Origin of the sequence: Thermotoga sp. RQ7 (assembly GCF_000832145.1) — a bacterium.
GTDB lineage: Bacteria > Thermotogota > Thermotogae > Thermotogales > Thermotogaceae > Thermotoga > Thermotoga neapolitana.
In genome coordinates, this window is the sequence record NZ_CP007633.1 from 1,298,424 (window position 1) to 1,318,429 (window position 20,006).

Sequence of the window (20,006 nt, forward strand, 5' to 3'; positions counted from 1 at the left end):
GAATTCTCCGAAAATCTCTCGTTTACAACCGAAATCATTGGTGTTATAATTTTCTAAAACGAAGATTAACAAGGGGGCGAAGATCATGAAAAGAGAAGAGATAATCAAGTGGCTCGATACGGATCCCACCATACAGGAACTCAAGAGATTCGCAAAGAGTCTGGGACTCAGAGTGAGAAAGGCTATGAAGAAAAAAGATGTCATAAAACTCATAAGAGAACATGTGGAAAACACCTCAGTGACGAGTGCATCCTCCGGTGCCCCTGCTTTGAAGCAGGAAACACCCGCAGATCTCACGCTTCCCAGAACTTACAACAAGAACAAACTCGTTCTCATGCCCGTCAATCCCTACGTGGTGTTCTCCTACTGGGATTTCGATGATGAAACAAGAAATTTGATGAAACAGAAAGCGAGAGAAGGAAAGGCCGTTATCAGACTTTACGATGTCACCTTCATAATGTTCGATGGAACAAACGCCCACAGGACCTTCGAATACAGACTCGATGAAACCACGCTTGAAGCGGGAAACTTCTACTTCCAGGTTCCCATGCCCAAGGCGGACTATCTCTCGGAGATGGGCTATCTCGATGACGAGGGAAGGTTCTTTCCTGTGATGAGGTCCAATGTGGCAAGGACCCCGGCTGCTTCTCCTTCGACTTCTTCCAGAGAAAGATGGTATGATCTGCGTAGCAAAAAGAGGAGTGTGATCCTCTCCGAAGGAAGTCTGGTGAAACCGATAGAAAAGCTGAGAGGTGTAACCTCTCCTGGTTGGCCTTCTGGACAGGGAATAGGTATAATGTGGGAGATCTTCAGAAGCGGGAGGTAATCACATGCGTGGAAAAATTTTGATATTTCTGCACGCCCATCTTCCATACGTTCATCATCCAGAGTACGATCACTTTCTGGAGGAGAGGTGGTTGTTCGAGGCCATAACGGAGACCTACATACCCCTTTTGATGATGTTCGATGAGATAGATGATTTTCGGCTCACCATGTCCATCACTCCACCGTTGATGGAAATGCTCTCCTCCAGAGACCTTCACGAAAAGTACAAAAAACATATGGAAAAGCTCATCGAACTTGCAGATAAAGAGGTGGAAAGGACAAAATCCGAGCACCCTTTGAAACACAAGATGGCAAAGTTCTATCGGGAACATTTCGAAAAGGTGCTGAACGTCTTCCTGTCTTACGACGGGAACATACTCGATGGTTTCAAAAAACACCAGGAGACGGGCAAGTTGGAGATCGTGACATGCAACGCGACACACGCTTTTCTACCGCTCTATCAGATGTACCCGGAGGTGGTGAACGCTCAGATCTCGGCTGGTGTGAAGAACTACGAAAAACACATGGGAGAACATCCCAGGGGGATCTGGCTTGCCGAGTGCGGTTATTATCAGGGGCTGGACCTGTATCTTGCCCAGAACAACATAGAGTACTTCTTCGTTGATTCACATGCGTTCTGGTTTGCTGACGAGCAGCCAAGATACGGAGTCTATCGTCCTGTCATGACACCGAGTGGTGTGTTCGTCTTCGCCAGAGACCCGGAGTCGAGTGAGCAGGTGTGGAGTGCTATGGTCGGATATCCCGGAGATCCAAGGTACAGAGAGTTCTACAGAGACATCGGATTCGACAGGGAAATGGAGTACATAAAAGATTACATCGATCCTTCCGGTGTGAGGGTGAACACGGGGATAAAATACCACAGGATCACATCAAAGAGTTTGGATGCCTCACAGAAAGACTACTACGACATAGATATGGCCATGGAAGCGGTTGAAGAACACGCAAGGGACTTTCTCCATAAAAAGGAAAAGCAAGTGAAAAGATTGGTAGATGTGATGGGAGTCGAACCTGTGATCGTAGCACCGTTCGATGCGGAACTCTTCGGTCACTGGTGGTTTGAGGGTGTATTCTTCCTGAAGAGGTTCTTTGAACTTGTGAACGAATCGAGGACCTTGAAACTGGTCACCGCTTCGGAAGTCATAGATACTCTTGAAGAGGTCCAGATCGTCGCTCCCGCTGATTCCAGCTGGGGAGCCGGTGGATACTACGAAACGTGGCTCAACGGAACGAACGACTGGATCTACAGGCATCTCCATGAGATGGTGGAAAGGATGGTAGAGCTTGCTAGAAAGTACTACGACAGTTCCGATCCTCTTACAGAGAGAGTGCTCAATCAAATGCTGCGAGAACTCTTCCTTGCACAGTCCAGCGACTGGGCTTTCATCATGACGACAAGAACGAGCGTTGAATACGCAGAAAACAGAACAAAACTCCACATAAAGAGGTTTTTCGATCTATATGACCAACTCACCAGTGGAAATATAAACAAAAAGGTCCTTGAATATTACGAATGGGTGGATGCGATATTTCCAGAGATAAACTTCAGGGTGATGGCGAGGGATGTGGTTTGAAAACGTCTGATTACCTGAAAAAATACGGCATAAGACTCAAAAAACACCTCGGACAGGTGTTTCTCTCAGACGACAGAATAGCAAAACGCATCGTGAAAGAGGCCGATCTGAAACCAGATGATGTTGTCGTTGAGATAGGAGCAGGTGCGGGTACGCTCACAGAAGAGCTCGCAAAGACGGGAGCAAAGGTGATTGCCTACGAAATAGATGAAGACCTTGCACCGATCCTTCAGGAGAGACTTTCAAAGTATCCGAACGTGGAGTTGAGATTTGAAGATTTTCTCAAAGCCAGAGATGTACCGGAAGAGGCCATCTGCGTCTCTAACATACCGTACAGTGTAACAGGGCCCATCATGGAGAAGATCATAGAGTGGCGATTCAAAAAAGCTATCGTGATGGTTCAGAAAGAAGTCGGAGAGAGGATTCTCTCTAAGCCTGGAAGAAAGTCTTATGGATATCTTTCTGTGGTGGTTCAGACGTTCTACGAAGTGAGAAAACTCTTCGACGTTTCAAGGTCCTGCTTTGTCCCAAACCCGGAAGTGGATTCCGTTGTGATTGAAATGAAAAGAAAAGCGGTGGAGATCGACCTTTCACAGTTCAAAAAGTTTGTTTCAATGATATTCTCAAAAAAAAGAAAGACACTCAGAAACAATCTCAGGCCGTTTCTTTCTGTTTTTGAAGGTGTGGACCTTTCAAGAAGGGCAGAACAACTCAGCATCGAAGAGATAATTGAGCTCTACAACATCTGGAGGAGGACTCTTGAATGTTCAGAGGAATAATAGCCGCGATCTGGGATATGGAATCTCTTGGGGAAATAGGCCCGGACGTTGTTTTTCTTTTGAAGAGCGACATTTTGAATCTGAAGTTCCACCTGAAGATTCTCAAAGACAAAGGGAAAACCGTTTTTGTTGACGTGGACTTTGTGAGCGGTCTGGGAGAAGGTGAAGAGGCCGTCCTGTTCGTCAAGAAAGCAGGAGCCGATGGGATCATCACGATAAAGCCAAAAAACTACCTTGCTGCGAAGAAAAACAGCATCCCCGCTGTTCTCAGATTCTTTGCACTCGATTCGAAGGCAGTTGAGAGGGGGATCGAGCAGATCGAGTCCCTTGGAGTGGATGTGGTGGAGATCCTTCCGGGGCTTGTTGCTCCGAAGGTGGCAAAGAAAATACCCGGCAGGACCGTCATCGCCGCCGGGCTTGTTGAAACAGAGGAAGAGGCAAGAGAAATACTCAAGCACGTGAGTGCGATCTCTACAAGTTCAAGAAGCCTCTGGAGGATGAAGTTTCAACCATGATGCATTTCTCGGCCGAATACTCCACATCGTCCAGAGCACTCAAGAACTCTTCGATCTCTCTGGAAAACGCTCCAGGCTGGTACCAGAACTTTCTGAAACCTGCTTTGTAGGCCTTTTTTGTTTCCTCGAGAGCCACCTCTGGTGGTACGACAAAGACTATCACGTCCACATCTTTCGGGAGTTCTTCCACACTCCTGTGAGTTTTGAAACCTTCTATCTCGTCGTATTTGGGATTCACCGGCAGAACTTCGAATCCTTTGGAAACCAGATCTTTGAGAATTATGTTGCCGTACTTTCTGGGGTTAACCGTTGCTCCCACAAGCGCTATCCTTTTGAATTTCTTTGGATCCATTTTCCAACCTCCTCACTGTTCTTGTCACAACCAGATTCGCTCCCGTTCCAAACAGATCTTTCAGAACGATGTCTCCAGACTTCACAGGTGCTTCCACTTTTATCTCTCTGACGATCTTCATCAACTCCGGTATGAACCTTTTTGGAATCGGTCTGTCGGTTTTGACCGACGCAAGAGGCAGCTCCCCGTTGAGCACCCTTATACTGGTTGGAACCACCCTTTTCGGATCTCTGATTTCGTCTTTTGCGTACTCGACCCCTCTGGGACATCTGTTTCCGCTGATCGATTTTATATGACCCTCTTTATTTAGTTCCACCTTAATTTTACACCCGATCGGGCACTGAACGCAAACGACGTTTTTCAGCATCTCATTCCACCTCCTCGACGGACACAACGATCTCATCGAAGCCTTCGAGATCTCTATCTGGGATCTTCACCTTCAACATCTCGCTCGGTACAAGATCTTCAAACTCCTTCTCGAACCTTCCCACGGTGAGTTTTCCCTTTTCCATGGGTTTCTTCACTCTCAGATAGAGTGTGAGAGGTTCGACGGGTGTGTACCAGATGGGATGGACCACCATCACGTTCTTTCCGGGTTTCACGGGTATCTTCTCCTGAGGGACCTCTCCCTTTACGAACTTTGCAGCGTATCGTCCTGCCATTTCTCCTTCGTAACTCACGTAGTCGACAAGATCGAAGATCACGGTGCAGTTTCCCGCCGAGAATATCCATTCCTTTGAACTCTGACCTATGTTCGATACTCCAATTCCCCTCGAAGTGGGGTTTTTGACCACGAGGTTTTCTATCAACTCCACCTGTGGAATGAGTCCAACGGACAGCACCAGGGTGTCAACCTTGAAGACCTTCTCAGTCCCCGGAATCGGTTTGAAGTTCTCGTCCACTTTTGCAACGACAACCTCTTCCAGTCTCTCTCTTCCTCTCACTTCAACCACAGTGCTGGAAAGGAACAGGGGTATGTTGTAGTCTTCAAGACACTGAATCACGTTTCTGAGAAGTCCCCCAGCGTAGGGTAGGCGCTCCACCACCCCCACCACTTCCATTCCCTCCAGGGTGAGTCTTCTTGCCATGATGAGACCGATGTCTCCAGAGCCGAGGATGAGTGCCCTTTTTCCGGGCAGGCGATTTTCGATGTTTATCAGTCTCTGGGCAACTCCCGCTGTGAAGATACCGGACGGTCTGTCTCCCGGAATCATGAGGCTGCCAAATGGTCTTTCTCGTGCCCCTGTTGCGTACACCAGAGCACCGACCTTTACTTTTTCAATTCCCCTTTCTGTGACCAGGATCACCTTTCTGTCATCAACCTGTTTTACGTAGGCATTCACCAGAGTCTTTATTCCCATCTTTTCCATTCTTTCCTGGAACCTTTCGGCGTACTCGGGCCCTGTCAGTTCCTGTCTGAAATAGTGAAGACCGAAACCGTTGTGAATACACTGGTTCAGTATGCCTCCTGTTCTTTCGTCACGCTCGACAAGAAGAACTTCTGCTCCTTCTTCTTTTGCTTTCAGAGCTGCCGCCATTCCGGCTGCACCGGCCCCTATCACCATCACGTCCACTCTCATTCTCTCACCTTCCCGTTCACAACCCAGCTGTTTTTCGATTTCATCCTGATCTCAGACATATCCGTGTTGAGTTCTCGCTCGAGGATCTTTAGAATTCTTGCCATACAGAATCCCCCTTGACATCTTCCAAACATCGCCCTCGTTCTGAATTTGACTCCATCGAGCGTTCTTGCACCCCTTCTGATCGCTTCCACGATCTCTTTCTCGGTTACCTCGTTGCAAAAACAGACCAGTTTCCCCGCACGTGGATCTTTTTCTATTTCCCTTTTCCACTCCTCGATGGGCAAAGACGAGTAGTGTTTTATGCCTTCCCTCAGTGGGTTGAAATTTTTCTTTCTGATGAGCGGAAGCCTCATTCTTTCCTGGATGAGTTCTTCCACCACGTACTCCGCCACGGCGGGTGCTGCCGTGAGTCCTGGGGATCTTGTGGCCATGACGTTCACGAAGTTTTCCACCGTATCACTTTTCTTTATGAAGAAATCCTTCTGGGGGCTTTCAGGTCTGAGACCGGAGAAAGTCTTCACAACAAGTGAGAAATCAAGAGATGGCACGAGCTTCCTTGTGAACTCTCGCACCTTCTCGAGACCTTCCCTGGTGGTAAGAGGTCTGTCTTTCATTTCTTCCGGAAGATCTTCGGCGGTTGGGCCAAGGAGGATTCCTCCATCGACGGTGGGAAGAACGAGAATTCCTTTTGAAATCTTCGTGGGCGTTGGGAATATCACCCTCTTCACGAGCCCCTGAAGTTTCTTGTCAAGAAGGATGTACTCCCCTTTTCTGGGATGTAAAGGAACGTACTCCGCTCCGGCCATTTTCGCTATCTCATCTGCGTGAAGCCCCGCACAATTTATCACGATGTCTACCTCGTACTCGTGTTTATCGGTGATCACTTTCTTTATACGGCCGTTCATCTTCACAAAACCCAGAACCTGTTCACCTAGAACGAGTTTCAAACCATTTTGAAGGGCGTTTTCCACTGCCGCGATGGCGACCATCCAAGGTTCTGTAATGCCCGCCGTTGGGGCGTAGAGAGCGTATTTGATCTCCGGATTCAGATTGGGCTCCATCGAAAAGATTTCGTCTCTTTCCAGTATGGTTAAACCCGGAACGCCGTTTTCCTCACCTTGCTTGAGCAGGCGCTCGAGCTCTTTCAGCTCTTCGTCGTTGAACGCCACCACGAAAGAGCCAGTTCTTTTGAACTCAAAATCCAGTTCTTTCGAAAGTTTCTCGTACATGGCGTTTCCTCTTGCACAGAACTGTGCTCGAACACTTCCAGGAGGATCGTCGTATCCCGCGTGGATAACAGCAGAATTTGCCTTTGTTACACCCCAGCCCACATCAAGGTTTTTCTCTATGAGTGTCACTTCAAGATCGTACTTTGTCAGTTCTCTTGCGATGAGAGAGCCAAACACACCCGCACCGATGACAACTGCCTTCAAGTCGAACACCTCCTTAAATAAAAAAGAGCCATACCCCACTCCTGTGGGATATGGCTCTCTCTTTTTCTCTCTCCACATTATATTATAGAATTTTCCAGAGATCCTTGCAACTCGTTGAAATGGCCTTTGCTCCAGCCTTCAAAGCGGCCAAGATCTGTTCTTTTTTCCTCACCAGACCTCCTGCAATGATATTTCCAGGGTATCGACTGGATATTTCCTCGATGACTTCTGGAATGATACCTGGCAGTATCTCCAGAAAGTCCGGCTCCAGGTCTTTTGCCTGAACTATGCCGCTTTCCATGGCTCCGGAATCCACCAGAAATACTCTCTGAATGATTTTCAATCCGAGTTTCCTGGCTGCTTTTAACAGTGAAATATGCGTGGAAATTATTCCATCAGCACCCACAACATCCTTGAGAAATTCGAGTGAACATTTGTCAAACGACAGTCCCTTCACAAGATCGATATGGACGAAAACTTCCTTGTTTCCTTTTTTGAGTTTATAAACCACCTCTTCGATGTTCACCACGTTTCCTGTTAGTAGAAATACCAAGGTAGAGGGTGAAGCCAGAGCCTCTTCGATGTCTTTTTCTGTCCTGATGGCTGGGATAACGGGGTACAGATTCACTGCTTTTCCCATCCGAGAGACCTCGACACAGCCTCTTTCCATTTTGAATACAACCTCTCTCTCTCTTCAAGATCCATGGATGGTTCAAATCTTCTGTCCAACTGCCACAACTTCGATATCTCTTCCTGATCCTTCCAGTATCCAACGGCGAGTCCTGCAAGATAGGCAGCTCCAAGTGCCGTCGTTTCGTTTACAACGGGACGCTCCACAGGGACCCCGAGTATGTCAGCCTGGAACTGCATCAGGAAATTGTTCACAACAGCGCCCCCGTCCACACGGAGTGTGTCCACTTTCATGTTACTTTCCTTTTCCATGACTTCTACAACATCTCTTGTCTGATAGGCGATCGATTCAAGAACAGCCCTCACTATGTGTTCTCTGGTGGTTCCCCTGGTAAGACCGATGATCAAACCGCGGGCGTACATGTCCCAATACGGTGCACCAAGCCCCACGAACGCCGGAACAAAGTACACACCTCCGTTGTCCGGTACCTTTGTAGCGAGTTCCTCAGTTTCTGCCGCACTGGAGATGATCTTCAATCCATCCCTCAACCACTGAACAGCCGCCCCCGTTATGAAAACACTACCTTCGAGTGCGTAGTAGACTTTACCGTTCAATCCCCAGGCAATCGTTGTAAGAAGACCCGATTTGGACTCATAGGCCTTTTCTCCGGTGTTCATAAGCAGGAAACACCCGGTTCCGTAGGTGTTTTTGAGCATGCCAGGCTGGAAGCAAGCCTGACCGAACAGAGCAGCCTGCTGATCTCCAGCATCCCCGGCAATCGGTATCTCTGCTCCAAGCAGTTCTTTTGTTGTATGACCGTATACGTAACTCGATGGCATCGCCTGTGGAAGCATTGCTCTTGGAATGTTCAAAAGCTCCAGAATTTCATCGTCCCAGTCGAGTTTGTGGATGTTGAAGATCATCGTTCTGGAGGCGTTCGAATAATCGGTGACGTGTACTCTCCCACCTGTGAGGTTCCAGATGAGCCAGGTGTCGACCGTTCCAAAGAGCACCTCTCCCTTTTCTGCTTTTTCCCTCACTCCTTCAACGTTGTCGAGGATCCACTTGATCTTCGTTCCGGAAAAATACGCGTCGATGACGAGCCCCGTTCTTTCGCGGATGAACTCAGCGTAGCCCTTTTCTTTCAACTCATCGCATATGGGAGCCGTTCTTCTGCATTGCCACACGATGGCGTTGTAGACGGGTTTTCCCGTGTTTTTGTCCCAGACGATGGTTGTTTCCCTCTGGTTTGTGATCCCTATGGCGGCTATCTCTTCAGGCTTGATTCCTGCTTCTTCGATCGCCCTTTTTGCAACTTCGATCTGAGACTCCCAGATCTCCATCGGATCGTGTTCCACCCACCCGGGCCTTGGATAGATCTGTTTGAACTCTTTGTTGACCTTGGAGATCACGTTTCCCTTCTCGTCGAAGACGATCGCCCTGGAACTCGTTGTACCCTGATCGAGAGAAAGAACGTACTTCATGAAAACCCCTCCTTTTGTGATAGATTTAGAACAACCAGTTATAAAGGGATGCGCCAAGAATTCCCCCAATGATAGGACCTATTATTGGGATCCATGAATAACCCCAGTCTGAGTCCCTTTTTCCAGGGATAGGGAGAACGGCATGAGCCAGTCGTGGACCGAAATCTCTTGCAGGATTTATGGCGTAGCCTGTTGGTCCTCCCAGGGAAAGTCCAATACTCCAAACGAGAAAGCCCACAAGCAACGGATTCAAGCCATCTGCAAGTTTGTTGGCTCCTATTCCAAGAACCCCCATGAGCAATACCATTGTTCCAACAATTTCTGTCAGAAGATTGGCACCATACTTCCTGACAGCAGGTCCTGTGCAAAAGACAGCCAATTTTGCATCAGGATCGTCTGTTTCTTTCCAGTGAGGAAGGTAAGTGAGGTATACTATAATTGCACCCACAAAAGCTCCAGAGATCTGTGAAAAGACATAGCCAGGTACCTTTGACCAGGGAAATTGACCGATGGAAGCCAATCCAATAGTTACGGCAGGGTTAATATGAGCTCCACTGATCCTTCCAACGAGGTAAACTGCCATAGCAACTGCTAGACCCCAACCCGTTGTGATAACTATCCATCCTGAGTTGTACCCTTTCGACTTTTTCAAAACTACGTTTGCAACCACACCATCTCCTAGGATGATGAGTAACATTGTACCAAGGAATTCAGCCAGGTACACGGACATTTTCTCAATCCTCCCTTATTGTAAATATTTAACCCCCCCAACAGTATCCATAACCGGATACATGCTGGGGGGGTCTCTTTTTCTCTGAACCCCAACTATTTACTTTTTAGTTATGATTCACAATGAATTATAACGAATCTTTTTCCTTGTGTCAATATAGTTACAAAAATCACAATACAGTTTCACCTTATCTAGATATCAGTATCTTATGTTAAATCTTAAACCTCTCTACATCCTCTTTCAACTCATCTGAGAGTTTCTTCAGTTCTGTTCCAACATCTGCTATTCTCTTTGCGGCTTTTTCTTGTTCTGTAATGTTAGTGGAGACCTCCTCTATTTCGTCGGCAACCGTTGTTGTTGTCTTGGCAACCGCATCGAGGGCACTGCTCATCTCTTCGGATGCGGCGCTGAGTTCCTGGGCACTCGCGGCGATTCCCTCGATCCTTGCGGCAAGATCCTCTATTCTGGATACGATCTGGTTGAAGTTTTCGTAGGACTCTTCCACCAGTTTTCTCGCATCTTTTGTGATCTCGACGTTTTCCTTCGACATCTCGTTCGTTCTTTCTACACCTTCTCTGATGTTCTCGAGGATCTGACTGATTTCTTCCGTTGCCCTCTGACTCTCTTCTGCTAGCTTCCTGATCTCATCGGCAACAACGGCAAAACCCCTTCCGGCCTCTCCAGCCCTTGCTGCCTCTATGGCGGCGTTGAGGGCAAGTAGGTTCGTCTGTTCTGCTATGCTCTGAATCGTTCTCACGATTTCTTCTATGTTTCTTGCGCTTTCTGTGACCTTGAGAACAACCTCGGCGGTCGTTCTGGAGTTCTCTGAAACATCTTCCACTTTTCTGACCGCTTCCTCGAGAACCTTCTGGCCATTCTTTGCGAAGTTCGATATGTTCTCTGCGTTCTCTGAGATCTCCTGGATGAGTTTGGAAATGTTCTGAGAGTTAGCAGAAACCTCCTCGGAACCTGATGTGACTTCCTCTATGGACGCGGAAGCGTTCTGAACCTCTTTGCTGATCGTGTCGGAAGCTCTCGCTATCTCTTCAAGGGCACTGCGAAGCTGCTGGGAGAGGGTAAATAGCTCCTCAGAAACTCTTTCCACCTCGTCCTGGGATTTGTCGATTTCCTGAACCATATTTCTGAGTTTTCCAACGGTTTCGTTCAATTTCTGTGCTATGAGACCGAACTCATCCTTCGATTTTATATCAACAGAAATAGACAGATCTCCACTCGATATCTTCTCGAGGGCAACCAAAACGGCTTTTGTCTTTCTCGAAAGCACTCTTCCATAGAAGAAGACCGCTATTATCACTGCGATTCCTATTACTAGAATTACTATCACATCTTCAAATATGAGATTTCCAACTGCTACTTTCACATCATCCACGTATATTCCAGTTCCGACGATCCATCCCCAGGGTTCGAAGAGTTTCACGTAAGAGACCTTGGGTTCTGGTTTGTCGCTTCCTGCTTTGGGCCAAGAATAAGAGACGAACCCTTCTCCTTTTTCTTTCGCTACTTTCACCATTTCGTTGAACAGGTACACACCGTTCGGGTCCTTGTAGTTGCTCAGATCCTGACCGTTCAATTCTGGTTTGATTGGATGAAACACCATCCTGGGGTGGGTGTCGTTGATCCAGAAGTAGTTGTTGTCGTCGTATCTGATCTTTCCTACGAGGGACTTTGCCAGGTTCTGTGCCTGCTCTCTTGTGAGTTCTCCTTTCTGTTCCATCTCGTATGCTCTCTCCAGAATGCCGTAGACCGTCTCAACCAGGTATTTTGCTTCATCCTTTTTCCTCTCCATGATAGTGTTGTAGACGGTTGTATTCATGAGGACGTACTGTGTCACAAAGAAAGCCAGCACAACCACCACGCCGATTACCAGGACTTTGGCAGAAATACTTCTCATGTCTGAAACCTCCTCTTTGAAGTATTTATGAAATTTTGATGAACATCAGCAAAGAAATTATACCACAAAAGAGGGGGCTGTTCCCCCTCTTTGATCGCTCGAAAATGCGGTTACTTCAGAAGGTGTTTTATCGTCAGGAGGGATTTTGTGAGGTCTTCGTCCACGACAATGACGTTTGAAGGAAGTTCAAGATGAACTCCCGTGAAGTTCCATACGGCTTTTATTCCCTTTTCGATGAGAAATCTGGCTGTAGCCTGCGCTCTGTCCTTTGACACGCACAGTGCGGCTATCTCCGCATCGAACCTTCTGATGACTCTTTCCAGAACGTCCAGTTCTCTGACAGCGAATTCTCCTATGAACTTTCCCACGTTTTCCTTCTCTGTATCGAACACGGCTACGACTTTCACACCGGCTTTCGAAAAGTCCAGGCTCAACAAAGCCCTTGCGAGGTCATTTGCTCCAACGATGATCATGTTAGTGGTGTTGTTCACTCCGAAGAGATCGTCGAGTTCTTTTCTGAGTTCTTCCACATCGTAGCCGACCCTGGGCTTTCCCTGACATTTGAGATAGGAAAAGTCTTTCCTCACGAGGTCCGGGTTTATTTCGAGGAATCTTGCGATCTCATCAGAGGAGATGTAAGGTTTTTTTGTCGCTTCCAGAACTTTTCGGTACATCTTCAACCTTTCAAAGGTAGATCTTGGAAGATGTATCATCTCAGCCATTTTTCGAAAGCTCCTCCAGCACCTTCTCAAAAGTGGCACCACCTATGATTTTATCATCCACGATCACGTTCGGAGAAGCCCCGCAGTTTTCCACACAGAACGTTCCCAGCACTTCTATTTTTCCTTCCCTATCGTTCTCTTTGACGTAATCAACGAGCTTTTTCAGTATTTCGTAAGATCCTTTCGTGTAACAGGAGGTTCCAAGACAGACTTTCACCGTTCTCTTTTCACCGTTTGGAACGGGAAGTATTTCCACATCTTTTTCCGGGTATCTTCTCCTCGGTCGGTAGGTGGTGTGGAGAATCTCATGTCTTGTGTGTTCGTCTTTCAGATCTTCTTCGTAGAGTTTCATGAGGAAGAGGTTTTCCACGGGTGTGAGGAGAGATTTTATTCCCATCGTGTCTCTCAGAACCTTTGCCCTGTGCTGTCTGATCCTGGAGTCGTTCGGATAGGGCTGTCCTCCTCCACCCACACATCCGTAGTTACAGGCCATTACTTCGATAATCTCCACGTCTTTTCTTTCTTCGAGGAACTTCTTCACCTTACCAAGACCGTATATGACGGCTCCTTTGAAAGACGTACCATCTTTGAGTGTAACTTCCGCTACCCTGATGCCATCTTCTGGAGATTTCACGTCGACTTTTTCTATGCCGATTTCCTCGTTCAACACAGAAAGAACACAGGAGAAGACCCCACCGGCTTTTCCAAAACCGAGACCCGCCTGCGAAGACACTCCGTAAGGTCTGTCGAACGGCTGGGGTTCTATTCTGTTTATGTCTATTCTGCTCATCTTGATGAGTTGAGCAAGTTCTCTTGTTGTGAGGACAATGTCAACGATTCCTTTGTGTTCTTCTCTTTCTGCTTCGAACTTTTTAGCGGTACACGGCATGAACGAAACGAGGAAGATCTTTTCTTCAGGAACACCGAGTTTTCTTGCGTAGATCTTCTTTATCACCGTGCCAAGTGCCTGTTGAGGTGATTTCACGCTCGAGAGATTCTGAAGGTACTGAGGATAGGTGTGCTCAGCGTGCTTCACCCACGCAGGACAGCATGAGGTGAACTGTGGAAGTCTTTCTCCTTTTTTGAGTCTTTCGTAGAACTCGTGGGCTTCTTCGTAGGCGACAAGATCTGCTCCGAACGACACATCGAAAACTCTATCGAAGCCTATCGTTTTCAGGAAAGAGACGAGTTTTTCCGCCATTGCGACGTCTTCGTCTATTCCAAACTCTTCCTGAATCGCAGCTCTCACCGCGGGTGCGATCATTCCTATCACGATCTTGTCGCTTTCAAGAGCTTCAATCAACTTGTCTATATCGTTTCTGATGCTCAGAGCTCCCGTTGGACAGTAAGCGACACACTGACCACAGAAGACACACTCCGTCTCCGCAAGGGGCGTGTTGAACGCGGTTGTTACAACACTTTCGAAACCTCGTTTTGCAAATTCGATGACTCCCACTCCCTGAACTTCCTCACAGACACGCACACAGTCACCGCAGAGGATACATTTGGAGGTGTCTCTCACGATCGGAGAGGAATCATCCCTGACGTGTTCTTTCTTGAGAGCTTCGAATCTGATCTTTCTTATGCCGAAGTCTTCAGCGTACTTCTGAAGTTTACAGCTTCCGTTTCTATCGCAGGTGGTACAGTCTCTGTTGTGAGTTGCAAGGATGAGTTCGAGGATGTTCCTTCTCATTTCGTATATTTCGGGGGTGTTCGTTTTTACCTTCATACCTTCGTAAGGTTTCAGGGTACAGGAAGTGGTGATCTGACCGTCGATCTCCACAAGGCACATTCTACAGGCTCCATATATAGAAGCCTCCGAAAGATAACACAGATTCGGAATCTCTATCCCCACGTTCTTCAGCGCTTCAAGGAGGTTACGCTCGTTGTCATTTATGATAACTTCTTTTCCATCAACGTAAATTTTCATTTTTCTTCCCTCCTCAGACAAGCTCTATGGCTTTGAACGGACATTTACTCGCACAGAGACCGCACTTGACACACTTCTCCTGATTTATCGTGTACGGTTTTCCTCTTTCTCCGGTTATGGCGTTCTGTGGACAGGATCTGGCACAGAGTCCACAGCCTTTACAGATATCCGGGTTGATGACGTATTTCTTGAACGCCGTACACATTCCGCTTGGACATTCTCCTTCGATGTGTGCAATGTACTCCTCTCTGAAGAGCTTCAGGGTACTGAGAATGGGGTTGGGAGCGGTCTTTCCGAGCCCACAGAGAGAAGCGGTCTTTATTGTTTTTGAGAGGTGTTCGAGAGCTTTGAGATCCTCGTATGTAGCTTTTCCGTGGGTGAACTTTTCCAATATGTTGTACGCCTGCATGGTGCCTTCCCTGCACGGCACGCACTTTCCACAGGATTCCCTCTTGGTGAAATCGAGGAAGAACCTTGCAACCTCTACCATACACGTTTTCTTTGTAATCACGACTATTCCACCGGATCCTACCATCGCATCAGCTTTCTTCAGTGTGTCGTAATCGAGGGGCATGTCGATGAAATCTTCGGAAAGACACGCTCCGGACGGTCCTCCAATCTGAACCGCTTTGAACTCTTCTCCTTCAACGAATCCTCCACATATGTTGTAGATGATATCTCTCAAGGTGGTGCCGAATTCAACTTCGATGATACCAGTGGCTTTCAGGGGGCCTGCAACGGAGAACATCTTGGTTCCCGGTGAGTTTTCCGTTCCGCGTTTTCTGTAGTTTTCCACACCGTCTCTGAGTATTCTTGGTATGTTCGCGTATGTTTCCACGTTGTTTATGAGGGTGGGTTTACCCCAGAGACCGGATTGAGCCGGGAACGGTGGCTTTGGTCTGGGCATACCTCTTTTCCCTTCGATGGAGGCAAGAAGTGCCGTCTCTTCGCCGCACACGAACGCACCGGCTCCCTCTTTCACTTCCACGTCGAAGGAAAAGCCTGTTCCGAGGATGTTTTCACCGAGAAGTCCCATTTTCTTTGCATCTTCTATGGCCTTTTTGAACATCCTGACTGCGAACGGGTATTCGGCTCTGATGTAAGCGTACCCCTTCTGTGCGCCGACCGCATACCCGGCTATGATCATCCCTTCCAGAACAAGGTGTGGATCCCTCTCCAGGAGAGTCCTGTTCATGAACGCTCCCGGATCTCCTTCGTCTCCGTTGCACACGACGAATTTTATATCACCCTGCGCTTTTCTGGTGAATTCCCATTTGAGACCTGTTGGAAATCCTCCTCCACCTCTTCCTCTGAGACCGGATGCCTTCACCGTTTCTATGATTTCTTCCGGTGTCATTGAAGTGAGGGCTTTGACGAGAGACTCGTATCCACCCCGTGCGATGTAGTCTTCTATACTGTCACACTCGGACTCACCTATGGCTTCCATGATGTAGAAATCCTGGTTTTTGAAAAGCGTGGTGTCCTCTATTCTGGGAACCTTTTCTCCCGTGAGGGGATCCGTCAGAAAGAGTCTTTCTATGGGCTCACCCTTGAGGACGGTTCTGTCCACGATCTCCGGGACATCTTCGGGTACAACATTTGAATAGAAGAACCTGTAGGGCATGATCTTCACGAGGGGACCGGAAGAACACCTTCCACAGCACCCTGTTCTGTTCAACGTGACTTTGTCATCATCGATCTTTTCCAGCGTGACCTGTCCGAGGAGGTTTCTCTTTTTGAGCTCTTCTTCGAAAGCGCTGTAAACTTTGAGAGCACCTTTCGCAGTACAACCAGTTCCGACGCAGACGTATATAGAGACACCGTTCAGTTTTTTCTCTCTCAGGGTTTTCAGTTTGTTTGCGTACTGGACGAACTCTTTCGCGTTCTTAAACATTGGCGCTCTCCCTCTCTTTCTCTTTTATTTTTCTCAGGATTTCTTTCACCTTATCGGCCGTGAGGTTTCCATAGACCTCACCGTTTATCACCATGACCGGTGCGAGCGCGCAGGCTCCGAGGCATCCAACCTGATCGAGACTGAACATGAGATCTTCCGTGACGTTTCCAGGAGTGAGACCCGTTTCTTCTTCGATTGCTTTGAGTACTTCTGGAGATCCTGCCATGTGACAGGCAGTCCCATCGCACACCATGATCGCGTACTTTCCCTTCGGTTTGAGGGAGAACTGCGCGTAGAACGTTGCCACCCCATAGATCTTCGCAGGAGGAATTCCCATTGCCGTACTCACGTAGTTGATCACGTCTTCGGGGAGGTATCTGTAGAGTTCCTGGATTTCGAGGAGAATCTTTATCAGGTTTTCTCTTTTGTAACCGTGCTTTCTCAGGATCTCTTCAACCCTTTCAAAGCGCCTCTCCAACTCCAACACCTCCTAACAGTATTGAACGTTCACTATTTTTCCTCTTTCCTGAAGGATGTGAGCGATATCCTTCACCAGTCTGAACTTCAGGGATATGTCGTGACTGAACAGTGGATTTTGATGAGCCGGGTTTATCGCCCTTCCAACGAAGAAATTGATCTCATCGGCCTCCAGAAGGTTTTTCACGATGAATTTCGCTCCGTACCCCATCTCTTCGGATTGTCCCTCAAGGTATCTGAACACCTGAGTCAGCGTGACGATCCCCTCTGTTAGAAGATCGATTCCCTCCATGTATCCAACGGGTGGAGAGTTCTCTGAGAACGTGTAAAGATCTATCTCCACCTTCTTTCCAGTGACTCTTTCGAATATCTGACCCGTGGTACCACCACACACGATCTTTTTCCCGGGAAGACTCAGGAATTTTTTCACGTACTCTTCATCTTTTTCCTTCCTCTCAGGTGGTCCAACAAACAGGTTCAGAATGCGCTTTTCACGAAAGTTCAAACAGGCAACGAGTGTGTCGTCTCCCTTCACATCTCTGTCCAGTTTCTCTGCAAGCCTCACAAAGTGTCTGACGATATCTTCGGGAGGAACATGGTTTCTGAGAAGGTGTCTTATTTCGCCCTCGATGTTTTCAACTCCAAAACCTAAGGGAAAAAGCTCCGTTCCCATTCCCGCCTGTGAGAGTCCATCTGTTGCAAGAAAAAGTATCATTCCTTCCTCAGGATGGAATTCCCAGATGGAAATTTGTCTTCCCTCTATGTTGATGCTCTTCTTTTCTGGATGAATCCGTCTGTTCTTCCTGAAAAGCATCACCACGGGAAACTCGTACTCCACCACGGTACAGATTTCGTTCTTGAAATCACACACCACGGAGCACAGGTTGGAGTAACTGATTCCCCTCACCCTGCAAACAGGAAGCGTGGCGAGAATCGTTCTGAAGACATCTGTCACAGCAAGACCGTTCGCCAGCATGGTTGTTGCAATGGTTGAGGTAAGGGTTGAAAGAATGCTCGCCTTTATACCGCTTCCAAGTCCATCGGAGATGCTGACCACGACTTTTTCACTCTCTTTTTTCACCCTGATCGAGTCTCCACAGACTTCCTCACCCTTTTTGTTCTTCGAGGCGAAGAACACATCACAGGTCAGCATCGTTTCCCCCCATGAACATCTTCAGTTCCAGGAAACTGCTCTTTGTCTCTGCAATCGATTCACCGAGAATACCGGCTATTTCCTGAGCGATTCTCATCTGTTTGTTCAGCATCTCCTCGACCTTTTTGAGCGTCTCCTGTTTCAGTCTGTTGAGTTCTTCGTCTTTTAACTTCTCCTGGGTGACATCCACAAGCATGAGAACCTCTTCTCCTTCCTCGAGTGAAAATCTCTTCACGAAGAAGAATCTTTTATCGTCAAGTGACAGCATGTTCCCCACCATGTTCCTTGCTTTTGTCAGTATTTCTGGATCACTTTCTGACAGATCCCAGGCCAGTTTGTTTCTGTAGATCACCTTTCCCTCTTTCAGAACGAAGACGGCGTTGGGAGACTCTTCGACAACCCTGTAACTGGATGACCTCACCAGGTCCAGAAGGTACACAAAGCACATCTCCTTTTCTGCCTTTCCAAGGACGACCGCTTTCGCTTTCTCACGGCACGAATCGTATCCGCAGGCACCACAGTTCAGTTCCTTTTTTGGGTCGTCTTTTCCGATCGACACGAGAACTTTTTTGATCTCCTCTTCAGGAACGTCTACACTTTTGGATCTGTTCCTGAAGGGCCTGAATGTTTCTATTTCGAAGAAATCTATCTTCGGTTCTTCTGGAAGCTTCTTTTGCCACTCAAGGATCCTGTCTTTTCCTGCACTCTTTTTTCTCATCACAGGACCGTTCAGGCAGCTTCCATAGCAGGCAGATGCCTCGATGAAAACATTTCTGTACTCGTCGATTCGTGAAAAGACCCTCATCAGGTTTTCTATTCCTTCCACCACCATCTTCTTCTCCCAGGGGATGGAGACGGTGTAGTTGATTCCATCCGTTGTCGGGAAAAATCTTGCCCTGCTTGGATACGGAGGATCGGGGAGTGTCTCTTTTGCCTGTGTTTCATCGATGATTTCTTCGAGTTCTTCGAACGTGAGGACGATATCCACGAGGCTGCTCTCTTCTTTCTTTGCTATACAGGGCCCCACGAAGACAACAGGAAAGTCTCCATAGCGCTTTTTCAGAAACTTTGCGTGGGCCATGAGCGGGGAGTCAACCGGTGTCAGATACTTCAGAACATGTGGGAAGTGTTTTTCTGCAAGGTTTACAACCACAGGGCACGCCGTTGTCACAACGGGGCCACCACTTTTTTCAAAGACCTCGGTGTACTTTCTTGAGACGATCTCTGCGCCAACGGCCGTTTCCTGAACGACCATGGCTCCCATCTTTTTGAGAGATCCAATCACCTTCAATGGATTTTCGAAGTAGGCAAAAAACGAAGGTGCGATGGAAACAAGAAACGGTTTTTGAAGATTCAAAAGTTTCTCCGTGTCTTTTCTGTAGATTCTTGCACTCTGGGGACAGACCTCCAGACACGTTCCACAGAATATGCACTCTTCCACCACCACGGTGGATTTACCGGATCTGAAAGAAACCGCCTTGACAGGACAGTTTCTCAGACACTTGTAACAGTACCTGCAATCCGTTTCTTTTGAGAATATAAGTTCAGGCACTCTGAAGCACCTTCTTTACCAGTTCCTCCACGTTTTCAGGGGACACCCCTGTGAACAGACGCCCGTCTATTTCAACACAGATTCCCTGAGAACACCTTCCAAAGCAGAGAGAACCGTAGAGTTTGAAGTTGTAGTCCTTCTGAAGTTCCCTGAGTTTTTCAACTACCCGGTAGGAACCTTTCAGGTAACAGGAACTTCCCATACAAACCCGGATTGTCATCGGTTGTTTTCCTCCAATATCGTGAACCTTTTCACGTTATATTTTTCACTATTTTTCGACAAAAGTCAAGGGAGTACACCATGTTGTTACTGTATTCACAAGAAAAGTAAACACCACGCGCTTCAGATTTTTAATCTTTATGAAAAGCAATAGAAATATATGATTGTCAAAATGTGGTATAATAGAATCGGCTACTGCTACAAACTTCCTCCACCACAATTT

At 47.5% G+C, this 20,006-nt stretch carries 19 protein-coding genes; 4 read left to right on the forward strand and 15 right to left on the reverse strand.

Going from position 1 to position 20,006, the window contains the following annotated elements; genetic code table 11:
* The first annotated feature begins 85 nt into the window (after positions 1–85).
* From TRQ7_RS06625 to TRQ7_RS06640, 4 genes are read left to right on the forward strand one after another with little or no spacing between them, the layout of a single operon-like run.
* Positions 86–826 carry a DUF4912 domain-containing protein gene (locus TRQ7_RS06625; protein WP_015919546.1) on the forward strand — a complete coding sequence of 247 codons (741 nt, stop codon included), beginning with the start codon at positions 86–88 and terminating at the stop codon, positions 824–826.
* A gap of 4 nt (positions 827–830) precedes the next feature.
* Complete coding sequence (locus tag TRQ7_RS06630) at positions 831–2,417, forward strand: 1,4-alpha-glucan branching protein domain-containing protein (RefSeq protein WP_041844271.1); 1,587 nt, start codon at positions 831–833, stop codon at positions 2,415–2,417.
* Positions 2,414–3,196: a 16S rRNA (adenine(1518)-N(6)/adenine(1519)-N(6))-dimethyltransferase RsmA gene (rsmA, locus tag TRQ7_RS06635; protein ID WP_041844272.1), complete on the forward strand. Its 783-nt coding sequence runs from the start codon at positions 2,414–2,416 to the stop codon at positions 3,194–3,196. The genes TRQ7_RS06630 and rsmA overlap by 4 nt, the downstream gene beginning before the upstream one ends.
* Positions 3,181–3,711, forward strand: a complete 531-nt coding sequence (locus tag TRQ7_RS06640) for a glycerol-3-phosphate responsive antiterminator (protein ID WP_041844273.1) — start codon at positions 3,181–3,183, stop codon at positions 3,709–3,711. The genes rsmA and TRQ7_RS06640 overlap by 16 nt, the downstream gene beginning before the upstream one ends.
* Here the strand turns inward: TRQ7_RS06640 and TRQ7_RS06645 are convergent.
* The 15 genes from TRQ7_RS06645 to TRQ7_RS06715 form a co-directional block, all read right to left on the reverse strand.
* Positions 3,668–4,063, reverse strand: coding sequence for a CoA-binding protein (locus TRQ7_RS06645; RefSeq protein ID WP_041844274.1), 396 nt, complete (start codon positions 4,061–4,063; stop codon positions 3,668–3,670). The genes TRQ7_RS06640 and TRQ7_RS06645 overlap by 44 nt on opposite strands.
* Positions 4,014–4,430, reverse strand: a complete 417-nt coding sequence (locus TRQ7_RS06650; protein ID WP_041844275.1) for a DUF1667 domain-containing protein — start codon at positions 4,428–4,430, stop codon at positions 4,014–4,016. Before TRQ7_RS06650 ends, TRQ7_RS06645 begins: the two co-directional genes overlap by 50 nt.
* A gap of 1 nt (position 4,431) precedes the next feature.
* On the reverse strand, positions 4,432–5,643 hold the full coding sequence (locus tag TRQ7_RS06655) for an FAD-dependent oxidoreductase (RefSeq protein WP_041844276.1): 1,212 nt from the start codon (positions 5,641–5,643) through the stop codon (positions 4,432–4,434).
* Positions 5,640–7,079, reverse strand: a complete 1,440-nt coding sequence (locus tag TRQ7_RS06660; protein WP_041844277.1) for an NAD(P)/FAD-dependent oxidoreductase — start codon at positions 7,077–7,079, stop codon at positions 5,640–5,642. The genes TRQ7_RS06655 and TRQ7_RS06660 overlap by 4 nt, the downstream gene beginning before the upstream one ends.
* An 82-nt stretch (positions 7,080–7,161) precedes the next feature.
* Positions 7,162–7,719: a glycerol-3-phosphate responsive antiterminator gene (locus TRQ7_RS06665; protein WP_041844278.1), complete on the reverse strand. Its 558-nt coding sequence runs from the start codon at positions 7,717–7,719 to the stop codon at positions 7,162–7,164.
* On the reverse strand, positions 7,704–9,194 hold the full coding sequence (gene glpK, locus TRQ7_RS06670) for a glycerol kinase GlpK (RefSeq protein ID WP_041844279.1): 1,491 nt from the start codon (positions 9,192–9,194) through the stop codon (positions 7,704–7,706). Before glpK ends, TRQ7_RS06665 begins: the two co-directional genes overlap by 16 nt.
* A gap of 25 nt (positions 9,195–9,219) precedes the next feature.
* Positions 9,220–9,924, reverse strand: a complete 705-nt coding sequence (locus TRQ7_RS06675) for an MIP/aquaporin family protein (RefSeq protein ID WP_041844280.1) — start codon at positions 9,922–9,924, stop codon at positions 9,220–9,222.
* A gap of 211 nt (positions 9,925–10,135) precedes the next feature.
* A complete protein-coding gene (locus TRQ7_RS06680) occupies positions 10,136–11,836 on the reverse strand; it encodes a methyl-accepting chemotaxis protein (RefSeq protein ID WP_041844281.1) in 1,701 nt (566 codons plus the stop codon).
* Between the two features lie 110 nt (positions 11,837–11,946).
* A complete protein-coding gene (locus tag TRQ7_RS06685; RefSeq protein ID WP_012311064.1) occupies positions 11,947–12,558 on the reverse strand; it encodes a redox-sensing transcriptional repressor Rex in 612 nt (203 codons plus the stop codon).
* Positions 12,551–14,488: a [Fe-Fe] hydrogenase large subunit C-terminal domain-containing protein gene (locus tag TRQ7_RS06690; protein WP_041844282.1), complete on the reverse strand. Its 1,938-nt coding sequence runs from the start codon at positions 14,486–14,488 to the stop codon at positions 12,551–12,553. Before TRQ7_RS06690 ends, TRQ7_RS06685 begins: the two co-directional genes overlap by 8 nt.
* A 13-nt stretch (positions 14,489–14,501) precedes the next feature.
* Positions 14,502–16,382: an NADH-ubiquinone oxidoreductase-F iron-sulfur binding region domain-containing protein gene (locus TRQ7_RS06695; RefSeq protein ID WP_041844283.1), complete on the reverse strand. Its 1,881-nt coding sequence runs from the start codon at positions 16,380–16,382 to the stop codon at positions 14,502–14,504.
* Positions 16,375–16,860, reverse strand: a complete 486-nt coding sequence (gene nuoE / locus TRQ7_RS06700; RefSeq protein ID WP_041844284.1) for an NADH-quinone oxidoreductase subunit NuoE — start codon at positions 16,858–16,860, stop codon at positions 16,375–16,377. The genes TRQ7_RS06695 and nuoE overlap by 8 nt, the downstream gene beginning before the upstream one ends.
* A 12-nt stretch (positions 16,861–16,872) precedes the next feature.
* The gene (locus TRQ7_RS06705) at positions 16,873–18,012 is read right to left on the reverse strand and encodes a SpoIIE family protein phosphatase (RefSeq protein WP_041844285.1); all 1,140 of its coding nucleotides are present in this window, start codon (positions 18,010–18,012) and stop codon (positions 16,873–16,875) included.
* Positions 17,999–19,564: a [Fe-Fe] hydrogenase large subunit C-terminal domain-containing protein gene (locus tag TRQ7_RS06710; RefSeq protein WP_041844286.1), complete on the reverse strand. Its 1,566-nt coding sequence runs from the start codon at positions 19,562–19,564 to the stop codon at positions 17,999–18,001. The genes TRQ7_RS06705 and TRQ7_RS06710 overlap by 14 nt, the downstream gene beginning before the upstream one ends.
* Positions 19,557–19,784: an NAD(P)H-dependent oxidoreductase subunit E gene (locus TRQ7_RS06715; RefSeq protein WP_015919564.1), complete on the reverse strand. Its 228-nt coding sequence runs from the start codon at positions 19,782–19,784 to the stop codon at positions 19,557–19,559. Before TRQ7_RS06715 ends, TRQ7_RS06710 begins: the two co-directional genes overlap by 8 nt.
* Positions 19,785–20,006: the final 222 nt, after the last annotated feature.

What these genes read in the sequence shown, in the direction of transcription:
- TRQ7_RS06625 (WP_015919546.1), top strand. Translation starts at nt 86, where the DNA reads ATGAAAAGAGAAGAGATAATCAAGTGGCTCGATACGGATCCCACCATA.
- TRQ7_RS06630 (WP_041844271.1), top strand. Translation starts at nt 831, where the DNA reads ATGCGTGGAAAAATTTTGATATTTCTGCACGCCCATCTTCCATACGTT.
- TRQ7_RS06640 (WP_041844273.1), top strand. Translation starts at nt 3,181, where the DNA reads ATGTTCAGAGGAATAATAGCCGCGATCTGGGATATGGAATCTCTTGGG.
- TRQ7_RS06645 (WP_041844274.1), bottom strand. Translation starts at nt 4,063, where the DNA reads ATGGATCCAAAGAAATTCAAAAGGATAGCGCTTGTGGGAGCAACGGTT.
- TRQ7_RS06650 (WP_041844275.1), bottom strand. Translation starts at nt 4,430, where the DNA reads ATGCTGAAAAACGTCGTTTGCGTTCAGTGCCCGATCGGGTGTAAAATT.
- TRQ7_RS06655 (WP_041844276.1), bottom strand. Translation starts at nt 5,643, where the DNA reads ATGAGAGTGGACGTGATGGTGATAGGGGCCGGTGCAGCCGGAATGGCG.
- TRQ7_RS06665 (WP_041844278.1), bottom strand. Translation starts at nt 7,719, where the DNA reads ATGGGAAAAGCAGTGAATCTGTACCCCGTTATCCCAGCCATCAGGACA.
- glpK (WP_041844279.1), bottom strand. Translation starts at nt 9,194, where the DNA reads ATGAAGTACGTTCTTTCTCTCGATCAGGGTACAACGAGTTCCAGGGCG.
- TRQ7_RS06675 (WP_041844280.1), bottom strand. Translation starts at nt 9,924, where the DNA reads ATGTCCGTGTACCTGGCTGAATTCCTTGGTACAATGTTACTCATCATC.
- TRQ7_RS06680 (WP_041844281.1), bottom strand. Translation starts at nt 11,836, where the DNA reads ATGAGAAGTATTTCTGCCAAAGTCCTGGTAATCGGCGTGGTGGTTGTG.
- TRQ7_RS06685 (WP_012311064.1), bottom strand. Translation starts at nt 12,558, where the DNA reads ATGGCTGAGATGATACATCTTCCAAGATCTACCTTTGAAAGGTTGAAG.
- TRQ7_RS06690 (WP_041844282.1), bottom strand. Translation starts at nt 14,488, where the DNA reads ATGAAAATTTACGTTGATGGAAAAGAAGTTATCATAAATGACAACGAG.
- TRQ7_RS06695 (WP_041844283.1), bottom strand. Translation starts at nt 16,382, where the DNA reads ATGTTTAAGAACGCGAAAGAGTTCGTCCAGTACGCAAACAAACTGAAA.
- TRQ7_RS06705 (WP_041844285.1), bottom strand. Translation starts at nt 18,012, where the DNA reads ATGCTGACCTGTGATGTGTTCTTCGCCTCGAAGAACAAAAAGGGTGAG.
- TRQ7_RS06715 (WP_015919564.1), bottom strand. Translation starts at nt 19,784, where the DNA reads ATGACAATCCGGGTTTGTATGGGAAGTTCCTGTTACCTGAAAGGTTCC.